General features: G+C 70.8%; 18 protein-coding genes. 4 read left to right on the top strand and 14 right to left on the bottom strand.

Annotated features, from left to right (window positions below; genetic code table 11):
• The first annotated feature begins 796 nt into the window (after positions 1–796).
• Together AB0H84_RS40230 and AB0H84_RS40235 are read left to right on the top strand one after the other, a co-directional pair.
• Positions 797–1,288, top strand: a complete 492-nt coding sequence (locus AB0H84_RS40230; RefSeq protein ID WP_357616849.1) for a hypothetical protein — start codon at positions 797–799, stop codon at positions 1,286–1,288.
• 125 nt (positions 1,289–1,413) lie between these two features.
• A complete protein-coding gene (locus AB0H84_RS40235; RefSeq protein WP_357616851.1) occupies positions 1,414–1,755 on the top strand; it encodes a hypothetical protein in 342 nt (113 codons plus the stop codon).
• Between the two features lie 969 nt (positions 1,756–2,724).
• Here AB0H84_RS40235 and groL read toward each other — a convergent pair.
• Both groL and groES read right to left on the bottom strand, forming a co-directional pair.
• The gene (groL, locus tag AB0H84_RS40240) at positions 2,725–4,344 is read right to left on the bottom strand and encodes a chaperonin GroEL (RefSeq protein ID WP_357616853.1); all 1,620 of its coding nucleotides are present in this window, start codon (positions 4,342–4,344) and stop codon (positions 2,725–2,727) included.
• A gap of 71 nt (positions 4,345–4,415) precedes the next feature.
• On the bottom strand, positions 4,416–4,730 hold the full coding sequence (gene groES, locus AB0H84_RS40245) for a co-chaperone GroES (RefSeq protein ID WP_197093639.1): 315 nt from the start codon (positions 4,728–4,730) through the stop codon (positions 4,416–4,418).
• 226 nt (positions 4,731–4,956) lie between these two features.
• On the opposite strand from groES, the gene AB0H84_RS40250 reads away from it, so the two are divergent.
• Positions 4,957–6,153 (top strand): class I SAM-dependent methyltransferase, encoded by a 1,197-nt coding sequence (locus AB0H84_RS40250; protein ID WP_357616855.1) that lies wholly within the window; start codon positions 4,957–4,959, stop codon positions 6,151–6,153.
• Between the two features lie 185 nt (positions 6,154–6,338).
• Positions 6,339–8,174 (top strand): hypothetical protein, encoded by a 1,836-nt coding sequence (locus AB0H84_RS40255; RefSeq protein ID WP_357616857.1) that lies wholly within the window; start codon positions 6,339–6,341, stop codon positions 8,172–8,174.
• A 187-nt stretch (positions 8,175–8,361) separates the two neighbouring features.
• Here AB0H84_RS40255 and tsaD read toward each other — a convergent pair whose 3' ends face one another.
• From tsaD to AB0H84_RS40315, 12 genes are all read right to left on the bottom strand, one after another.
• The gene (tsaD, locus tag AB0H84_RS40260) at positions 8,362–9,393 is read right to left on the bottom strand and encodes a tRNA (adenosine(37)-N6)-threonylcarbamoyltransferase complex transferase subunit TsaD (protein WP_357616858.1); all 1,032 of its coding nucleotides are present in this window, start codon (positions 9,391–9,393) and stop codon (positions 8,362–8,364) included.
• Positions 9,386–9,817 carry a ribosomal protein S18-alanine N-acetyltransferase gene (gene rimI / locus AB0H84_RS40265; protein WP_357616936.1) on the bottom strand — a complete coding sequence of 144 codons (432 nt, stop codon included), beginning with the start codon at positions 9,815–9,817 and terminating at the stop codon, positions 9,386–9,388. The genes tsaD and rimI overlap by 8 nt, the downstream gene beginning before the upstream one ends.
• Before the next feature lie 11 nt (positions 9,818–9,828).
• Complete coding sequence (gene tsaB, locus AB0H84_RS40270) at positions 9,829–10,473, bottom strand: tRNA (adenosine(37)-N6)-threonylcarbamoyltransferase complex dimerization subunit type 1 TsaB (RefSeq protein WP_357616860.1); 645 nt, start codon at positions 10,471–10,473, stop codon at positions 9,829–9,831.
• A 27-nt stretch (positions 10,474–10,500) separates the two neighbouring features.
• A complete protein-coding gene (locus tag AB0H84_RS40275; RefSeq protein ID WP_357616862.1) occupies positions 10,501–11,433 on the bottom strand; it encodes a phosphotransferase in 933 nt (310 codons plus the stop codon).
• Positions 11,434–11,466: 33 nt separating this feature from the next.
• Positions 11,467–12,003, bottom strand: coding sequence for a class F sortase (locus AB0H84_RS40280; protein WP_357616864.1), 537 nt, complete (start codon positions 12,001–12,003; stop codon positions 11,467–11,469).
• Between the two features lie 3 nt (positions 12,004–12,006).
• Positions 12,007–12,723, bottom strand: coding sequence for a hypothetical protein (locus AB0H84_RS40285; protein ID WP_357616866.1), 717 nt, complete (start codon positions 12,721–12,723; stop codon positions 12,007–12,009).
• 130 nt (positions 12,724–12,853) lie between these two features.
• Positions 12,854–13,312 (bottom strand): tRNA (adenosine(37)-N6)-threonylcarbamoyltransferase complex ATPase subunit type 1 TsaE, encoded by a 459-nt coding sequence (tsaE, locus tag AB0H84_RS40290; RefSeq protein ID WP_357616868.1) that lies wholly within the window; start codon positions 13,310–13,312, stop codon positions 12,854–12,856.
• On the bottom strand, positions 13,309–14,367 hold the full coding sequence (locus AB0H84_RS40295; RefSeq protein WP_357616870.1) for an alpha/beta hydrolase: 1,059 nt from the start codon (positions 14,365–14,367) through the stop codon (positions 13,309–13,311). The genes tsaE and AB0H84_RS40295 overlap by 4 nt, the downstream gene beginning before the upstream one ends.
• 45 nt (positions 14,368–14,412) lie before the next feature.
• Positions 14,413–15,546, bottom strand: a complete 1,134-nt coding sequence (gene alr / locus AB0H84_RS40300; protein WP_357616938.1) for an alanine racemase — start codon at positions 15,544–15,546, stop codon at positions 14,413–14,415.
• 16 nt (positions 15,547–15,562) lie between these two features.
• Positions 15,563–17,077, bottom strand: coding sequence for an NAD(P)H-hydrate dehydratase (locus tag AB0H84_RS40305; RefSeq protein ID WP_357616872.1), 1,515 nt, complete (start codon positions 17,075–17,077; stop codon positions 15,563–15,565).
• A 59-nt stretch (positions 17,078–17,136) separates the two neighbouring features.
• A complete protein-coding gene (locus tag AB0H84_RS40310) occupies positions 17,137–17,487 on the bottom strand; it encodes a holo-ACP synthase (RefSeq protein WP_357616874.1) in 351 nt (116 codons plus the stop codon).
• Between the two features lie 13 nt (positions 17,488–17,500).
• Positions 17,501–18,904: an alkaline phosphatase PhoX gene (locus AB0H84_RS40315; protein WP_357616876.1), complete on the bottom strand. Its 1,404-nt coding sequence runs from the start codon at positions 18,902–18,904 to the stop codon at positions 17,501–17,503.
• Positions 18,905–18,942 lie beyond the last annotated feature (38 nt).

Below are 18,942 nucleotides of genomic sequence, written 5' to 3' on the forward strand. Positions count from 1 at the left end.
GCCGCCCGTCGTCGTGCCCGGAGACCTTGCATCTGAAGGAGTGCGGCCAACGATTTGCGGACAGCGTCATGCAAGGCCGCGTAAGCAAGGCATGGATCGGTTGAGGCAAGGGTCTCGGCGCTGCGCAGGTGTTGGCGAGCGGTGGAGAGCGTCCGTTCGGCGAGTCCGGCATCAGCCACAACCTGTGTGAGCTCACGCCGCTGCAACATGCCGACGATCTCCTCTCGCCCCCCGTGTCCAGCCCGTCATTCCGTTTCTCCATCAGCGACTGGCACATTGACCTGTGGGCGCTCGTGAAGCTCCCGAATGAAGCCGTCCTCGCTGGCTTCCCAGCGTGCGCGGGTGATGACCACCGCATTGACCTGACGTCCCAGTCTGGATCTCGCACGTTCCGTCGCATCGTGGAGATCATCCCGATCCGGACGGCCGATGACGAGAAGGTCGATGTCAACGGGGGAAGGCCCGGGCTCTCCACGCATCCGCGCCGCCCACGATCCGAAGACGCAGAGACGCCTCAGCTACCCAATTCTTTTGGAGCCTGCTGACAAAGGGCTATCCACCTCCTCCGCCGGCATCGGCCTCTCCGGTCGAATGAAAATTTCACCCATCACGCCGGCATTACGGCTCCGCAGGAGCGACCCTCGACCTGGTGGGACGCCTGGCCTGCCCTCGCGAGAGCCGCCGGTGCAAGTTATCGCCGAGCCGAATCAGTGGCTCTCAATCGTCTCTCTGGACGCCTGGAGGCCCCCACCATAGTCTCCGTGCGCGCTCCGCCGACATCACGAAAGAGATGAGGTTGGAATTGACACCTGCCAAAGCACGTCGTGCGGCCAGCTCTGTCGCCATCGCCATCGCAACCCTCGCGGCGATCCTGGTGCCCGTCACTCCCGCGCACGCCGCCTACGGCCCAGACCAGTCCGTGTCCGTCACAGTGACCTCGAACGCCGGACCGCCGATCATGCTCGCCCAGCTGACCGGCACGCTGGCGTTCGACGACGGGAACACGAAGTTCAGGTACGCGCTCCGGCTGTGCTGGGGCAGCGGGTCGTACCCCAAGCCGAACTTCTACGTCTCCGTCAACGGCAGCACCGTCTTCTATCCGACCCAGACGGGCACGGCAGCCGCTCCCCCCGGATGCCAGCTGTCCCTATTCCTCTACGACGGTGAATACACCCACTCCGCCACCGTCACGAACGTCACCTTGTACGTGACGGGCGGCTGGTTCTATCCAGGCCAAACTTACAACAGCCGCACTAAATCCGTGACCTACGACAACCCCTACAACTGAGCCGTCCGAAAGCCGCGACCACACCGCCACCCGGCGTACGCGGCTGGGACACAACCCCGTCCGCGCAGGACGGTAGCCGAAAGTGCGCTCGCGCGCTGAACGTCCGACGAAAGTGGAGAGGCCAGATGGAATCTCGTACAGGCCGCCGCAGGAGAGCGCTCCTTTGGCGCGTATCGGCCGCGTCCCTTGTCACGGTGACGGCGCTCGGTCTCGGCGGCGTGACAGCCGACGCCGCCACCGATCAGTCCGCCGTGTCCTACACGGTTCCGCGTTCGGCGAGCGCGGTGGGCCAGGGCCGGACCTCGGACGTGGCCAAGCACAACGGCGCGCAGGAGGCCAGGGCGGCGGTGCTGGCGGCGGGTGGCGACTGCACGAACTGGTCGCAGAGCGATCGCGCTCTCTTCATTGCGCCGGACAGCTCCTGGTGGGTCTACGAAGTGACCGTCTCGGCCCTCTGCGTGCACTGACCCGTCGAACGGCCGAGAGCGGCTCTGGCGGCCACACCGCCGCCCGCGTCGGCTTCGAGCCGAACGCGGCTGCACCGATCATGCGGAACCAGAACATCGTCCACCTGGTCACCCCATCACCGGCTGGTACCAGACGGTCCCCGTCGCACTGTAACCGGCCACGTAACGCACGAAGGGCGTCCTCCGCGGGAGCGACGCCCTTCGCCTTGGATCAGCAAGATCTTTCTCACCGCCAATGGCTGTTACCACCAGGGGGCGGACCAAGTACGAGAGAAAGGGACAGTGGGGTGTGTTTGTCGGATGATGTAACTCTCCACCTGGGTTTGATCGCGGCTTGATGAACACGGCCGTTCGCCAGACCCGCCGGCCATGCACACGCGGCTCCCCCAGCCCGGACGGTCGGAGCGTGGCGCAGGCCTACCGGCCCTTGCCCCATGGGAACCGGTCCGCTCATGGAGCCTGGTGACGCTGGGAGCCCAGTAACCCGCGGCTGGACTGGCTGGAAGAGCTCACCGCCGGCCACGGCATCCCGACCCGCTGGATGGGCGGCGGCACGCTGGATGGCCTGGCCGCCGACAACCCCGCCCTGGTGGAGTGACTACTTCGGCGATGGAGGACAGCGCCTGGCCCGGCTGATGGCTGACGCGCTCCAGGGCGGCCGCGACCTGCCTCTTAGTTCGAAGACCACCGATGACACCGAACTAAAGTGAACACCGGCCGCCTCCTCCGCGGCCAACCAGGCCGTGGTGCTCCCGCTCTCGGCGGCGAGCCGGGGAGTTCGGGTCGCGGCCCGCTTACTGGGCGGCGGTCTGCCTGCTGCCGTCGTCGGCACACGTGTTGACGCTACGCGACCTGGGCTGGTGAGCGGCACCAGTCGTCAAAGGGCAGGGCGGGAACCGGTGGCCATAAATGCCGCACGGCCCGCACCCCCTGAAGGGTGCGGGCCGTGACGAGCGGAAGGGGGACGGGTCAGTGGCCGTGGCCGTGACCGTGACCCTGGCCGGCGGCCGGGGCCTCCTCCTCGGGCTTGTCGACCACGAGCGCCTCGGTCGTGAGCAGCATGCCCGCGATCGACGCCGCGTTCTGCACGGCGGAGCGCGTGACCTTCACCGGGTCGATGACACCCTGCGCGATCAGGTCGCCGTACTCGCCGGTCGCGGCGTTGAGGCCGTGGCCGGCCTCCAGCTCGGCGACCTTGTGGGTGACCACGTAGCCCTCGAGACCGGCGTTCTCGGCGATCCAGCGGGCCGGCTCGACCAGGGCGCGGCGGACGACGCCGACACCCGTGGCCTCGTCGCCCGACAGGCCGAGGTCGTCGAGGCCCTTGGAGACGTGGATGAGCGCGGAGCCACCGCCGGAGACGATGCCCTCCTCGATCGCGGCGCGGGTCGCGGAGATCGCGTCCTCGAGGCGGTGCTTCTTCTCCTTCAGCTCCACCTCGGTGGCGGCGCCGACACGCAGCACGCACACACCGCCGGCGAGCTTGGCCAGGCGCTCCTGCAGCTTCTCGCGGTCCCAGTCGGAGTCGGACTGCTCGATGGCGAGCCTGATCTCCTTGACGCGGTCCTCGATGGCCTGCGCGTCACCGGCGCCGTCGACGATGGTGGTGTTGTCCTTCGTCACGACGACGCGGCGGGCCTGGCCGAGCACCTCGAGACCGACGTGCTCCAGCTTGAGGCCGACCTCCTCGCTGACGACCTGGCCGCCGGTGAGGATGGCCATGTCCTGCAGCATCGCCTTGCGGCGGTCACCGAAGCCGGGGGCCTTGACCGCGACGGAGGTGAACGTGCCGCGGATCTTGTTGGTGACCAGGACGGCCAGGGCCTCGCCCTCGACGTCCTCGGCGACCACGAGCAGCGGCTTCTTCGTCTGGGCGATCTTCTCCAGCAGCGGCAGGAAGTCCGCGATGGAGGAGATCTTGCCCTGGGTGAGCAGGATGTAGGCGTCCTCGAGGACGGACTCCATCCGCTCGGGGTCGGTCACCATGTACTGCGACACGTAGCCCTTGTCGAACTGCATGCCCTCGGTGAACTCGAGCTCCATGCCCATGGCGTTGGACTCTTCGACGGTGAGCACACCGTCCTTGCCCACCTTGTCGAACGCCTCGGCGATCAGGTCGCCGATCTGCGCGTCCTGGGCGGAGATCGTCGCAACGTTGGCTATCTCCTTCTTGTCCTCGACCGGGCGGGCGCTGGCGAGCAGCTTGTCGCTGATCTCCTTGGCGGCCTTGTCGATGCCGCGCTTGAGCGACAGGGGCGAGGCGCCGGCGGCCACGTTGCGCAGGCCCTCGCGGACCATGGCCTGGGCCAGGACGGTCGCGGTGGTGGTGCCGTCACCCGCGATGTCGTTGGTCTTGGTGGCAACTTCCTTGGCGAGCTGGGCGCCGAGGTTCTCGTAGCGCTCCTCCAGCTCGATCTCACGAGCGATGGTGACGCCGTCGTTCGTGATCGTCGGTGCACCGAACTTCTTGTCGATGACGACGTTGCGGCCGCGCGGGCCGAGGGTTACCTTCACGGCGTCCGCGAGGGCGTTGACACCGCGCTCAAGCGCGCGGCGGGCACCCTCGTCGAACTCCAGGATCTTCGCCATTGCTGAAAGTCCTCTCCTAGCGTCGAAAGCCCCGGCCGCCCTCAAGAGCGCCCGGGGCCCGACACACCGGCTTACTTCTCGATGATCGCGAGAACGTCGCGGGCGGAGAGCACGAGGTACTCCTCGCCGCCGTACTTGACCTCGGTGCCGCCGTACTTGCTGTAGAGGACGATGTCGCCCTCCGAGACGTCGAGCGGAATCCGCTTGTCGCCGTCCTCATCCCAGTTGCCCGGGCCCACCGCGAGGACCTTGCCCTCCTGCGGCTTCTCCTTGGCGGTGTCAGGGATGACCAGGCCGGAAGCGGTGGTCTGCTCAGCCTCAAGCGGCTGGACCACGATGCGGTCGCCGAGCGGCTTAACGGGAACCTTAGTGGCGGTCGTCACGATCGGACCTCCCCTTCAGATTTGAATGATCTAGAAGAGGCGACCAGCTGGGCCTGCCGTCGCGGGTGTCAGACCTGCCTCGTCGCACGTTGGCACTCTCAAGGGGAGAGTGCCAACAGGAAACATATGCAAGAGGGGCTTGACAGTCAACACGAACGCGTCTGCTGAGAGCGATCAGCACCCCAACTGCTCTTTCCCACAGTACGCCCGCGGCCCAACCTGCCCGGGCATGGCACTAACGTCGGGTGATGTGGACCTCGACGCCTTCAAGGAGTTGCTGACCCCGCGCGGGCAGCGGGCCCTCGCGGAGGCCGGGGAGCTGGCAGGGGCCGATCCGGTCGCCGCCGCCACAAAGCTGCGCAAGACGTACGACCCCGCCCTCACCTCCGCCGCGCTGACCCAGGCCGGGCTGAGGGAGCGCGCCAGGGCCAAGTTCGGCGAGGACGCCGGCCGGATGTACTTCACGCCGCACGGCGTGGAGCAGTCCACCCGGGCGGAGGTCGCCGAGCACCGCGTCCGCCGCCTGATCGCGTCATGGCCGGATCCGCCCAGCGTGGTGGACGCGTGTTGCGGCATCGGCGGCGACTTCCTCGCGCTGGCCCGCGCCGGCTGTGCCGTGGCCGCCGTGGACACCGACCCGCTGACCGCCGCCGTGGCCAGGGCCAACGCCGAGGCGCTCGGGCTGGGCGACAGGGTGACGGTGTCCGTGGCGGACGCGGCCGGGGTCAGGCCGGAGGCGTACGACGTGCTGTTCGCCGACCCGGCCAGGCGGACGAGCAGGGGCAGGACATTCGATCCCATGGCCTACTCCCCGCCCTGGCCGGTGGTGCTCGACCTGGTCTCCAGGGCCTCCCGCGCGTGCGTCAAGGTCGCCCCGGGCATCCCGTACGAGTTCATCCCGGACGGCGCCGAGGCCGAGTGGGTCTCGTACAAGGGCGAGGTCAAGGAGGCCGCGCTCTGGACCGGCTTCCAGGGGGCGACGCGGCGCGCCACCCTGCTCCCCGGCGGGCACACGCTGACTGCGACGGGAGCCGAGGCCCAGGTCGGCCCGGTCGGCAGGTACGTCTACGAGCCGGACGGCGCGGCCATCCGGGCGCACCTCGTGGGCGAGGTGTCCGAAATCGTGGGCGGGCGCCTGCTCGACCCGTTGATCGCCTACATCACCGGGGACGAACCGATCGACACCCCATGGGCGGCCAGATATGAAATTTCGGACGTCATCCCGTTCTCGCTGAAAAAGCTGCGAGCGCTGCTCCGCGAGCGGCGAATCGGGAATGTCACCATCAAGAAGCGCGGCTCCGCCGTCGACATCGAACGCCTCAGATCGGACCTACGGCTGAATGGCGAAAAGTCCGCGGTAATCATCCTTACCCGGATCATTGATAAGCCGTCAGTCATCATCTGCGATGCTGCCCCACCTGCCTAAACCGGGCATTTTTCCGTTACCCACGATCTTTCCATTCGCCGCGTCCTGACCTTGATCGAAGGACTAAGGTGGGCGGGCGGGAGTTCTCCCCCTGATGCGGTTACCCGTGTTCTCGCTTCCATCTGCAAATCGGACCTATCCCCACCGCTGCGCGGCAGACCGTCGGCGAGCCAAAGGAGCTTTCGGTGGACCATTCCAACCACACCACCCTTCTCCAGGCAGGAGGCCAATCCGGCATCTCGGAGAGGATGCGGGATCTGCTCGCGCGTGCCGCGCAGGATCACGTGTACGAGCAGCGCACACAGGGGGCAGTGCTGGACGAGATCCGCCAGCGACTCGAAGGCATGGAGTGGCTGCTGCGGGAGGTGCGCGAGCGCGAGCTCGGCGGCCTCAGCGGCACGCTGCATGCGGTCAGCGGACGGCTCGACGACCTCGCCGCCAAGCCGCCGATGTGGGCGGAGGGGCTGGCCCAGCACGTGGAGGCGGTGCGCGACCACGTGGACGCCGTCGGGGAGAAGGTGGGCCACGTGGACGCCCGCGTCGCCCCCGTAGCCGAGCTGCCGAACCTCTGGGCCGACCTCGGCACAGTGGGCGACAGCGTGGAGGAAGCCCTCAACCGCCTGCAATCGGTGCTCGACACCACCGATGGCATTACGAGGGGAATGTCCGACTTCGCCGCCAAGCTGGCCACCCTCAATTCCAGCATGGAGGCCGCCGCCAGCCGCTTCACCAGGCTCGACAAGTCGATGGCCGAGCTGACCACCCGTACCGACCGGGTGGAGGTCGTGGTCGGCGACCTGTCCGAGCAGCTGACGGTCCGGCTGAACGAGCAGGACGAGCATCTCGCCACGCGCCTGGACGAGACCGATCGGCGCCTGAGCACGAGACTCGACGAGACGGACCAGCGCCTGACCGCGCGACTCGACCACGCCGACCAGCACCTCACGGCCCGGCTCGACCAGACCGACCAGCAGCTCACGGCCCGGCTCGACCAGACCGACGAACGGCTCACCGCCCGGATGGACGAGACCGACCAGCGCCTGGCCACCAGCCTCGTCGAGGCGGACGAGCGGCTCGCCGGCCGCCTCAAGGACTCCGACGACCAGCTCTCCTGTCTCCTGTCCGACGTCGAGCTGCGCCTCACCACCAGGCTCGACGAGGCCGACCAGCACCTCGCGGTCCAACTGGGCGAGAGCGAGCAGCGCCTGAGCGCCAGGCTCAGCGGCGTGGACGCCCGGCTCGACCGGGTGGAGGGCAAGCTCATGGGCCTCGACTCCAGGCTCACCGGGTTCGACAGCCGGCTGGAGTCCGCCGACGAGTGCCTGGCCGACATCGACACGAGGCTCGACGGGATCGACGGCAGGATGGTCGGGGTCGACAAACGGCTCACGTCCGTGGACAGCCAGCTCAGCGGGGTCGACAAGCGACTCGGCACGGTGGACGGCCACCTGGGCCGCCACGACGACAGGTTCGACGCCCTCGACGTACGCATCGACGCCCGCTTCACCGCGCTCGACGAGCGCATGGTGACGGCCGACCAGCGGCTCAACGAGACGGCCACCCGCAACGAGGGCCGCTTCAACAAGCTCGACACCCAGATCGACGCCATAGACGAGCGGCTGATCGAGGCCGAGGAGCACCTGAGCAGCCGCTTCGACGGCATCGACACCCGCATGAACGGCCTGGCCGCCCGCGCCGAGCAGACCGGCGCGCACCTGGAGACCTTCGACGACCGCATCGAGGCCGTCAGCGAGCGCATGGGACAGCTTCCGGCCACCCTGGCCACCCAGGGCGAGCTGCTCCAGACGCACGCGGGAGACCAGGCGGAGCGCCTCGCCGCCGCCACGAACGCCCTCACGGAGCTCGTCACCTCCCGCCCCGACCGCGACCAGCTCGCCGAGACGGTCACCGGCATCGTGCAGCCGGCGGCCGACGACCTCACCAAGCGCCTGGGCGCCCTTGAGGAGACCATGCTGGCCCTGGCCGAGGCTCTCCTACGCCCGAGCCGTTCCAAGGACTGAGGCAGGCCCACAGAGGCGAGGCGGGGCATCCCACGCTCCGCCTCGCGGGGAGCGTCCCCCCGCCACGGCAGCGCCCAACGTGAGCCCCGACCGGACACAGCAACACCCGACGAAAGCCCGACCGGACACCACAGCACCCGACGCGAGCCCGACCGCGCCCTCGCCTACCCGAGGGTGCGGAAGAGGCTCAGACGTGGACTGTCGTGATCGGCAGCGACGAGTCCGCGGGAATCTCCAGGGTCGAAGGCGAGATCCCGGCCGCGACCAGGTTGGAGCCCAGGGCGGCGACCATGGCGCCGTTGTCGGTGCACAGCCCCGGCCGGGGCACCCGCAGGCGTACGCCGGCCGCGTCGCACCGCTCCTGGGCCAGCGCGCGCAGCCGCGAGTTGGCCGCCACACCGCCCCCGATCAGCAGATCGTGCACGTCGTACTTCCGGCACGCCTGCAGCGCCTTGCGGGTCAGCACGTCGACCACGGCCTCCTGGAACGAGGCGGCCACGTCGGGCACGTGGACGGACTGCCCCGACGCCTCCCGGGCCTCGACCCAGCGGGCCACGGCCGTCTTCAGGCCCGAGAAGGAGAAGTCGAGCGTGCCGTCGTCGATCTTGCCGCGCGGGAACGTGATGGCCGTGCCCGAGCCGTCGCGGGCGGACCGGTCGATGTGCGGGCCGCCGGGGAACGGCAGCCCCAGCACCCGGGCCACCTTGTCGAACGCCTCACCGGCCGCGTCGTCGACCGTCGAGCCGAGCGAGATCACGTCCTGGGCCACGTCGGGCACGAGCAGCAGGGACGAGTGGCCGCCCGACACCAGCAGGGCGATGCACGGCTTGGGCAGCGGCCCGTGCTCCAGCTGGTCCACGGCGACGTGGGCGGCCAGGTGGTTGACGCCGTAGAGGGGGACACCCAGGCCGAGCGCGTACGACTTGGCCGCGGCCACCCCCACCAGCAGCGCGCCCGCCAGCCCCGGGCCGGCGGTGACGGCGATGGCGTCGATGTCGGAGAACGTCAGGCCCGCCGCGGCCAGCGCGGCCTCGACGGTCGGCGTCATGGCCTCCAGGTGGGCGCGCGAGGCCACCTCGGGCACCACGCCGCCGAAGCGGGCGTGCTCCTCCATGCTGGAGGCGATGGTGTTGGCCAGCAGGGTGTGGCCTCTGACGATGCCGATGCCGGTCTCGTCGCAGGAGGTCTCGATGCCCAGGACCAGGGGTGCGTCAGTCACCAAGCTTCCTTCTCATCATGATCGCGTCGGTGCCGTCGTCGTAGTAGCGGCGGCGGGTGCCGATCTCCTCGAACCCGTAATGCCGGTAGACCGCCTGCGCCTGCGGGTTGTCGGCGCGTACCTCCAGGAAGACCTCGCGGGCTCCCCTGCGGCCCGCCTCGGCCAGCAGCTCGGTGAGCATCGCACCGCCGATGCCGGTGCCCCGGTGCTGCTCCAGCACCGCGATGGTCTGCACGTCGGCCTGGTCGGCCGCGGCGGCGAGCCCGGCGTAGGCGACGATCTCGCCGTCGACGAGCACCACCACGTAGTGGCGCGAGCGCGGCATGTCGGCCAGCTCGCCGCGCATCATGCCCTCGCTCCAGGCGTCGAGCGGGAACGTGGCCCGTTCGATCGCCATGACCGCCGGCAGGTCCGCCTCGGTCATCTGCCTGAGTTTCACGCCGTCACCCTCTTGGGCGCCCCGGGGACCACGGCGTCGGGCCTGCGCAGGTAGATCGGGCGCGGCGGGCCGAGCGGCGCGCCCTCGGCGAGGCGCTCGGCCGCCAGCGCGGCCAGGGCGCCCGCGTAGGGGTAGGGCGGCGCGTCGTTCTTGCCGAGGACCTCGGCGTAGAGCGCGGCGCCCGCGCCCACCACCGGCAGCCCCTCCACCGGCACGTCGGCGGGCCGGTCGACGAAGGGCCCGTCGAGTCTGGTGCGCATGTCCGCGTATCGCGCCCAGAAGACCTCTTTGCGCCGCGCGTCGGTGGCCACCAGGAACGGCTCGGCCAGCCCGCTGCCGTACGCGACCGCGTCGAGCGTGCAGATGCCGTACGCGGGCACGCCCAGCGTGGTGGCGAGCCCCTGCGCGGTCATCAGCCCGACGCGCAGGCCGGTGTAGGGACCGGGGCCGCTGCCGGCCACGATGGCGGTCACGTCGCGCAGCGCCGCGCCCGCCTCGCGCACGACGCGCTCGATGGTGGGCACGAGCAGCTCGCCGTGGCGCCGGGCGTCGATCGTCGTGTGCTCGGAGAGCACTCGATCGCTGTCGTGGAGCGCGGCGGTGACGGCGGGTGTCGCGGTATCAAAGGCCAGGACCAGCACGGCTGTCTAGCCTACCCGCCGAACGGGTCAGACCCAGCCCGTACGGAGTTTCAGCCACTCGAGCGCGACCGCTCCCTGGGCCCGCTGGAACGCCCTGACCGTCGGGATCCCCGGCGGATCGGGCAGGCGGCCGTGATGCACGAAATAGCCGGTGATCGCGGCCAGCACCGCGGTCACCGCCGGATCCGGCGAGTCGAACAGCTCGTGCGGCGCGGGTCCGCCCTGCATGCGCACCGAGGGCAGCATGCACAACCGGTCGATCCACGAGGCGCCCACGCAGGCCCACGGCCAGTCCACGAAGTAGACCCGGTCCTCGGTGAGCAGGATGTTGTCGGCCCGCACGTCGGCGTGGAGCAAGGTGTCCCCCGCCGCCGCCTCGGTCCACCCGGACTCCAGCTCGGCCAGCTCGGCGAGGTGGCGCACCGCCCACGGGTCGAGCCCCTCGGTCCCCTCCTCCAGCAGGTCGCGCCAGCCGTGGAACGACGCGCCGAACACCTCGCCGACCGGCGGCGCGTCGATCGGGGCCGGGGTCAGCGCGGCCGCCATCTCATCCACGGCCGCCAGCACCCGGTCGAGCTGGTCACGCCGCCACGGCAGCGCGGGATGCGCGCCTTCGACGTCCTCGAAGACCAGCGTGACCCAGCCCTCCAGCTCGAAGCCGGTCAGCAGCCTCGGCGCGGGCGCGGACTCCGGCAGGGCGGCGGCGATCTCGAGCTCGGCGCGGTAGATGCGGACGGAGTCGGGGTTCGGCTCGGGGCCGACGGCCTTGACGAAGGCGCGCCTGCCGTCCTCCGTGCGGAGGCGTACCGCGGCCGCCGGGGAGAAGCCTCCGGACTGGGTGACCGCCTCGGCCACGCGCCCTCCCAGGAACTCCTCCACGGCCGCGCGCACCGGCGGGTGCACCTCGTGCCAGGGCACCCGTACGCCGGACGCGGGCGGGTTCGTGTCTACGCTGCTCATGCCTCCATGGTCTCGGCAGGCACAAGTGTTTTTTCAGGCGCGGGAGGCGTACACGATGATGTTGTCCAGGTACTCGCCCTTGGCATAGTCGAACTTTCCGCCGCAGGTGACCAGCTTGAGCCCGTCCTCGACGTACACGCGCCTGGTGGGGAAGCTGTCCTTGTGCACCTGCTCGATCGCCTCGACCTTGAAGCTCACGACCTTGCCGTCACTGCGCTCGACCTTGACGGTCTCGCCCTTGCGTAGCTGCCTGAGCCGGTAGAACACGGCGGGGGCCGTCTTGGTGTCGACGTGCCCGATGATCACCGAGGCGCCCTTCTCGCCGGGCACGGCGCTGCCGGAGTACCACCCGGCCACCTTCGGCTTCTCGTACGGCGGCAGCTCGACCTCGCCGTCCTTGGTCAGGCCGAGCTTCATCAGCGGCGCCTCGAGGTCGATCGCGGGGATGTCGATGCTCTCGGGCACGACAGCGGCGGCAGGGGTGGTGTTCGTCTGCATGCTCTTGCCGAACGCGACCAGCACCAGGCCCGTGACGGCACCCGCGAGCACCACCCGTCCAGGGCGGGCCATCGACTATGCCCGGCTGCGACGCTTGACCGCCACGCCGATGCCCACGGCCAGCGCCAGGCCGATGAGCACGCCCGCCGGACCGATCGGGACCGAGGAGTCGTCGCTGAGGTCCATGCCGTACGTGCCGCCGCCGCCCGCCTTGGGCGCCTTGGTCGGCACCGTGGACGACTCTGGCTCGGCCGCGCCGATCCTGAGCGTGGCCCGGCCCATGTCGTTGGTGCCGTCACACTTGACGTCGACCCGGTAGGAGCCGCGCCGGACCGTTCCGGAGACCTGCGCCTCGCCGCGCACCCAGGGCGAGCCGCCCGCGGACGTGCCCGTCGCGGTGGGGGTGGCCGAGGCCGCGGGGACCGGGTTGAGCACGACGCCGTTGATGAACGCCTTGGACGTCGCGGTGCCGGTGTGCGCGGGGCCGCCGGTCGGGACGGGGCAGTTGGCCAGGATCCACACCTTGGACGTCTCGCCGGCGGTGACGCGGTCGGGGTTGAGCTGGACCGAGATGGTCTGCCTGGTCACGGTGGCGGTGGGGCTCGGGCTGGTGGTCGCGGTGCCGGTCGGCGTGCCTGTGCCGCTGGCCGTGGGGGTGGGCGTGCTTGTCGGATTGGTCTCCGCGGAGGCCGCGCAGCCGGTCAGACCGACCATGACGATGGCTCCCGCGTACGCGAATCGCCTGATCCCGAGCACCGGCCGCACCCCACTTTGCCGTCCTGCTACCAGCATCCACCAGAACTTTGGCTGTCGCCCTCCTGATACCCAGAAATTCTGGGCCAATCCCTGACCAACGATCATGATTTATGTCGCCGGCCTGATACGTCAAGGGTGCCAGGATCGCCGAGAATTGCCGGGATTTTTACTCTTCCGGCGGCTCAGACGGCGTGTCGGCCCACCTGGGGCCCACGCCGCGCAGGGTCACGACGCGGACCTCCTCGCCCGCCTCGCGGTCGATGTGGATCTCCAGCCGGTCCTCGGCCAGGCCCTCGACCAGCCCCTCTCCCCACTCGACGACGGTGACGGACTCCTCCAGCGAGGCGTCCAGGTCGAGGTCGTCCACCTCGAGGTCGCCGCCCAGGCGGTACGCGTCCACGTGCACGAGCGGCGGCCCCTGGCGCAGCGAAGGATGCACCCGGGCGATCACGAACGTGGGCGACGTGATCGGGCCGCGTACCTTGAGCCCCTCGGCGATGCCCTGCACGAGCGTGGTCTTGCCCGCACCGAGCGGGCCCGACAGGATGACCAGGTCTCCCGCGCGCAGCCGCGCGGCCAGCCGGGCGCCGTACGCGCGCATGTCCTCTGTGGTCGGGAGCCTCACTGTAGTTCCACCCTCTTCACCAGGTCGCGCAGCGCGTCGTTGACCACGCCCGGCCGCTCCAGCTGGATCAGATGCGACGTGTCGGGCACCTCGGTGAGCTGCGCCTTCGGCAGCGCGGCCGCGATGGCCCTGCTGTGGTCGGGCGGCGTCAGCCAGTCGCGGTCGCCGACCAGGATCGCGGTGGGCACCGAGTCGAGGACGTGGAGCGCGGAGAGCTTGTCGTGGTTCATCAATGCGGGATAGAAGTCGGCGACCACCTCGGTCGGGGTCGCCCTGATCATGGACTCGGCGAAGTCGACCACGGTCGGGCTGACGTTCTTGGAGTCGCCGAAGCCCATGTAGCGGGTGATCAGGAAGGCGATGTCGCTGCCCACGCTGCGGGTGCGGTCGACCAGCGCGCCGCGCCGGCCCAGCATCGAGACCGTGGTGGGCGCGATCTTGTGCACCGCCTTGGAGAGCATCGCGGGCAGGCCCAGCGTGAGCTCGGCCAGCTTGCCCGCCGAGGTCGAGATGAGCGCCACGCCGCGGACCTTCTCCTCGAACAGCTCGGGGTGGCGGTCGGCCAGCGCCATGATCGTCATGCCGCCCATCGAGTGGCCGACCAGCACGCACGGGCCCGGCACGAACCGCTCGATCACCTCGGCCAGGTCCTCGCCGAGCCGGTCGATCGTGCTGTCGTCGGCGCCCGCGCGCTGCGAGCGCCCGTGGGAGCGCTGGTCCCACAGCACGAGGCGGTAGTTCTCCCGCAAGTCCTTGCGCTGGTAGTGCCAGGACTCCAGGCTGAGGCAGTAGCCGTGACAGAGCACGACGGTCAGCGCCTCGTCCTTCTCCGGCCCGTCGATCTCCACGTGGAGCGCCTTGCCGTCGGAGGTGATGAGCGTGCGCTCCCTGCCCCGCAGCTCGCCGAACGGCTCGCTCGCCTCGGTGTCGGGGCGCAGCCTGATCCGGCCGACCGCGTAACGCTTGGCCAGCGCCGCCGCCGCGACCCCGGCGGAAGCCGCACCGACGAGCGCGCCGGCGATTCCCACCCTGCGCCGTGTTGTCGTCGTCGTCATGTCCCCGATCCTTCTCCGCTCATGCCCGCCAGGAAGTGCCCGTCGTCACTCCGAACGCCTGTGCTCGTAGACCCGCGGCACGCGCGAGCCGATCCTGGTCACGATCTCATGCGTGATCGTGCCGAGGGTATCCGCCCACTCCTGAACGGTCGGCTCGCCCCTGTCGCCAGGCCCGAACAGCACGACCTCATCGCCTGCCGACAGCGGGTCGTCACCCATGTCGATCATGAACTGGTCCATGCACACCCGCCCGGCGATCAACCTGCGCCGCCCGCCCGCCAGCACCTCGGCCCGCCCCGTCGCGTGCCGGAGAATGCCGTCCGCGTATCCGAGCGGCACGAGGCCGAGCGTGGTCTCGCGCTCGGTGACGTACAGGTGAGCGTAGGACACCCCCGAACCCTCCGGCACCCGCTTGACCAGCCCGATCCGAGCGACGAGCGTCATCGCCTGCCGGAGGCCGAAGTCGCCCAGCTCGGGGATGGGACTCAGGCCGTACATCGCGATGCCCGGCCTGACCAGGTCGTAGTGCGCCTCGGGGAGGGTCACGGTGGCGGCGGAGTTGGCCAGGTGCCTGATCACGTGGGAGCCCGCGGCGCCCGCCTGCTCGGCCAGCTTCAGCGCCGTCCGGTACGCCTCCAGCTGCTGCCCGATCGACGGGTGGCCGGGGATGTCGGCGCAGGCGAAGTGGGACCAGAGCCCGACGATCTCGATGACGCCCTCGGCCCGCAGCCGCATCGCCCGGTCCAGCAGCCCCGGCCAGCCGGCCAGCGGGGCGCCGCCCCTGCTCATGCCGGTGTCGGCCTCCAGGTGCAGCTTGGCGGCGCGTCCCGTGCGCCGGGCCGCCGCGGCGATCTCCTCGAGCAGGCTCTCGTCGGAGGCCGACAGCTCGACGTCGCTGCCGAGCGCCTCGTCCAGCGGCTCGCCCGGCGTGATGAGCCACGCCAGGATCGGCGCGGTCACGCCGCCCTCCCGCAGCGCGAGCGCCTCCCTGACGAACGCGGTGCCCAGCCGGCTCGCCCCGCCCTCCAGCACGGCCTCGGACGCCGGCACCAGCCCGTGCCCGTACGCGTCGGCCTTGACGGCGCCCATCAACTCCGCGCCGCCGGCCCGCGCTCTCAGCAGGGCCACGTTGTGCCTGATCGCGTCCAGGTCGACCCGCGCCTCGGCGGGGGTGGCCATCGGGGAGTACATCCTTCTAGTGTGGCAGCTCACGCACGTGGTCGAGCGCGATTCGTACCCCTGACTCACCCCTTGACGGACGACTTCCTCCGGCGCTCACCGCGCGGATGGCCGCGGGGACGGCGGAGGCCACGTCGGCTGCGGTCAGCGGCGCGCCGTCGGCGGCGAGGCGGCCCGCGAGCCCGTGCAGGAACGCCCCGCACGACCCCGCGTCGTAACAGCTCGCCCCCTGGGCGAGCAGCGCCCCTGCCACCCCCGCCAGCACGTCGCCGGTCCCTCCGGTGGCCAGCCAGGACGTCCCCGTGGGGTTCACCCGCACCGGCCGGGACTCCTCGGCCACCACCGTCGTGGACCCCTTGAGCAGCACGGTCACCCCCAGCTCGCCGGCGGCCCGCCGGGCGTGCTCCAGCCGGGACGACTCGATGGCGTCGCGGTCGGCGCGGAGGAGCCGTGCCAGCTCCCCGGCGTGCGGCGTGATCAGGACAGGCGCGGACCGCCGCAGCAGCGCCCGGTCCCGGGACACCAGCGTCAGCCCGTCGGCGTCGATCAGCACGGGCACGTTGGTGGCGAGCACGGCGGCGGCCAGCTCGTGCGCCCACTCCCCGGTGCCCAGTCCTGGCCCGAGCACCCACGCCTGCACCCGGCCCACGTCGTCGATCGACGGCCGGTCCAGCTCGGTGATCACCGCCTCGGGCCAGTGCGAACGCACCTGCGTGACCGGCTCGCCGGGCCCGACGTACCGCACCATGCCCGCCCCGGCCCGCAACGCGCCGCCCACGGCCAGCACGGCGGCGCCGGTGAACAGGTCGCTGCCGGCCGCGACGCCGAGCACGCCCCTGCGGTACTTGTCCGACTCGTTGCCCGGCCGCGGCAGCAGGACGTCCACGTCGGCGGAGCCCAGCGCCGCGACGTCGGGATCGGGCAGGTACGCCCCGAGCCCGATGTCCACCAGCTCGACCCGCCCCGCGTACTCGGCGCCCGGATCGACGAGCAGGCCCGTCTTGTACGCCCCCATGGTCACGGTCACGCGGGCCCGCACCGCCGTGCCCTCCACCCGCCCGCTGCTCGCGTCCACGCCGCTGGGCACGTCCACCGCCACGATCGGGCCGCGGACCGCGTTCGCCTCCTCCACCAGCTCCCTGTACGGCTCCCGCAGCGCCCCCGAGGCCCCGATCCCGACGAGCCCGTCGACGATCAGGTCCGCCCCCTCCAGCGAGTCCCGGTCGACGACCCGTCCACCGGCCTGCCGGAACGCGGCCAGCCCGGCCTCGTGCGTCTTGGACCCGGCCAGGATCGCGCCCACCCGGGCACCGCGCCTGGCCAGGCGCTCGCCCGCGTAGAGCGCGTCGCCGCCGTTGTCGCCGCTGCCGACGAGGAGCACGACGCGTGTGCCGTACACCTTGCCCAAGAGGTCGGCGCAGACGGCGGCGAGCCCGGCGGCGGCCCGCTGCATGAGCGTGCCCTCGGGCAGCCGCGCCATCAGCTCGTGCTCGGCGCCCCGGATCTGGTCGGCGGTGTAGGCGGTCTTCATGGCCTCACTCCGTTCGGCTGCCCGGTCGCCCGGCACTCCCTCGCGCGCATGATCCGAAGCTATCCCTCCGCGATCACATAGGCCACGGCCACCCCCGCGTCGTGGCTGAGCGAGATGTGCCACCGCTTCACCCCGAGGTCGTAGGCGACCTCGGCGGCCCGGCCGGTGATCCGCAGCTCCGGCCTGCCGTCCTCGTCGCGGCGGACCTCGGCCTCCCGGTGGTCCAGCCCCGCCGGCGCGCCGAGCGCCTTGGCGACGGCCTCCTTGGCGGCGAACCTGGCCGCCAGCGACTGCACCGGCAGCCCGCGCTCGCCCTCGGTGAACAGCCGCTCCCTGAGCTTCGGCGTGCGCTCCAGCGTCGCCTCGAAGCGGGCGATGTCCACGACGTCCACACCGATGCCCAGGATCATCACCCCAGCGTACTCAGAACAGGCCGCGCTCCCACGGACCCCAGATGGCGAACGACCTGCCCTGCTTGGCCTGCACGTTGACGTACAGCGTGTGGCCGTCGGGCCCGAACGTCGAGCCCGCGAACTCCGCCCCGGGATCGCCCGAGATCGGCTCCAGGCGGCAGAAGTCGAAGATCTCGCCCGACTTGGTGAGCCCGCGGAGGTAGTTGTCGCCGTCGCCGTCCTCGCAGAGCACGAGCGTGCCGCGCTTGCTGGCGGTCACGTTGTCCGGCAGGTCGAGCGTGGCCGAGCGCGGCGACTCGTAGACGAGCTTCAGCCGCCCGCTCCACGTCTCGTACGCCCAGACCTGCCCCCGCCCCTTCCCGAACCCGGACGGCGGCGTGTCGCCCGGCGCGGTGTCACCGCCCTGGGTGGAGACGAAGTAGACGACGCCCTGGTGGAAGACGGCGCCCTCCAGCCTGGAGAAGACGGCCGCGCCCGCCTCGCGCCCCTGCTTGCCCACGGCCTGTACGGCCTCGTCGTAGGCCGGCCTGCCGGTGAAGGCCGGGTCGGGTTCGTCGATGTCCACCCAGACGGTCTCGTACGTCGTCCCCGCGCGCTGCCCGACGGACAGGTCCTTGCGCTTGGCGCCCTTGACGGCGAGCATCTGCAGCCTGCCGCCGTCGAGCAGCCGCCCGGCCTGTACGGGGTGCTTCGGCGGCAGGTAACGGTAGAACCCGGAGGGGAAGGAGAAGTTGTCCTCGGTCATGTAGAGCGCGCCCGTCGAGGGGTCGAACGCCACGGACTCGTGCGGGAACCGGCCGGCTGACTTGATCGGCCTGGCGGTCGCGGCGCGGCCGACCGGCACCTCGAAGATGTAGCCGTGCTTCCGCGTGAGCTTGGAGTTGTCACCGCCGGAGAAGTCGTCGGCCACGTCGGGGCCGTTGACCGTCTCCTCGCAGCTCACCCAGGCCCGCCATGCCATGGGGCCGCCCGAGCAGTTCATCATGGTGCCGTTCAGCGAGGGAGCGCTCTGGATCACCTCGCCGAACCGGCTGACGCGCAGCGTCGAGGTGCCGCCGCCGGCCATCGGGTCGTACGCCTTCTCCTTGTCGCCGAACGCGCCGACCGGGCCGTTGACCTCGTGGTTGCGGATCAGGATGGCGCTGCCGTCCGGCCCGGAGAACGCCGCCATGCCGTCGTGCCTGCCCGGCACGGCCGAGCCGTCGCTGAACCTCTCGCCCGCGGCGCTGAACGAGCGGTACCGGAACCCGTCGGGCAGGTGCAGGCGCACCTTCCCGTCACGCAGGTCGGCCGTGGGCCGCAGCCGTCCGTACCCCGGCACCGGCTTGACGCCGCCCTGCGCTCCCGCGCAGGCCACCCCGGCGAAAGGCCCGGCGACGGCGATCACATTGGCGATGAAGCGACGACGGTCCATGAGACCTCCCAGCCTCGAACAGTAGCCGCCGGCGCATC

Origin of the sequence: Nonomuraea sp. NPDC050786 (assembly GCF_040654115.1) — a bacterium.
Classification (GTDB): Bacteria; Actinomycetota; Actinomycetes; order Streptosporangiales; family Streptosporangiaceae; genus Nonomuraea.

What these genes read in the sequence shown, in the direction of transcription:
- AB0H84_RS40235 (WP_357616851.1), top strand. Translation starts at nt 1,414, where the DNA reads ATGGAATCTCGTACAGGCCGCCGCAGGAGAGCGCTCCTTTGGCGCGTA.
- groL (WP_357616853.1), bottom strand. Translation starts at nt 4,344, where the DNA reads ATGGCGAAGATCCTGGAGTTCGACGAGGGTGCCCGCCGCGCGCTTGAG.
- AB0H84_RS40250 (WP_357616855.1), top strand. Translation starts at nt 4,957, where the DNA reads ATGGCACTAACGTCGGGTGATGTGGACCTCGACGCCTTCAAGGAGTTG.
- rimI (WP_357616936.1), bottom strand. Translation starts at nt 9,817, where the DNA reads ATGACCGAGGCGGACCTGCCGGCGGTCATGGCGATCGAACGGGCCACG.
- AB0H84_RS40275 (WP_357616862.1), bottom strand. Translation starts at nt 11,433, where the DNA reads ATGAGCAGCGTAGACACGAACCCGCCCGCGTCCGGCGTACGGGTGCCC.
- AB0H84_RS40280 (WP_357616864.1), bottom strand. Translation starts at nt 12,003, where the DNA reads ATGGCCCGCCCTGGACGGGTGGTGCTCGCGGGTGCCGTCACGGGCCTG.
- AB0H84_RS40285 (WP_357616866.1), bottom strand. Translation starts at nt 12,723, where the DNA reads ATGCTGGTAGCAGGACGGCAAAGTGGGGTGCGGCCGGTGCTCGGGATC.
- AB0H84_RS40295 (WP_357616870.1), bottom strand. Translation starts at nt 14,367, where the DNA reads ATGACGACGACGACAACACGGCGCAGGGTGGGAATCGCCGGCGCGCTC.
- alr (WP_357616938.1), bottom strand. Translation starts at nt 15,546, where the DNA reads ATGGCCACCCCCGCCGAGGCGCGGGTCGACCTGGACGCGATCAGGCAC.
- AB0H84_RS40305 (WP_357616872.1), bottom strand. Translation starts at nt 17,077, where the DNA reads ATGAAGACCGCCTACACCGCCGACCAGATCCGGGGCGCCGAGCACGAG.
- AB0H84_RS40310 (WP_357616874.1), bottom strand. Translation starts at nt 17,487, where the DNA reads ATGATCCTGGGCATCGGTGTGGACGTCGTGGACATCGCCCGCTTCGAG.
- AB0H84_RS40315 (WP_357616876.1), bottom strand. Translation starts at nt 18,904, where the DNA reads ATGGACCGTCGTCGCTTCATCGCCAATGTGATCGCCGTCGCCGGGCCT.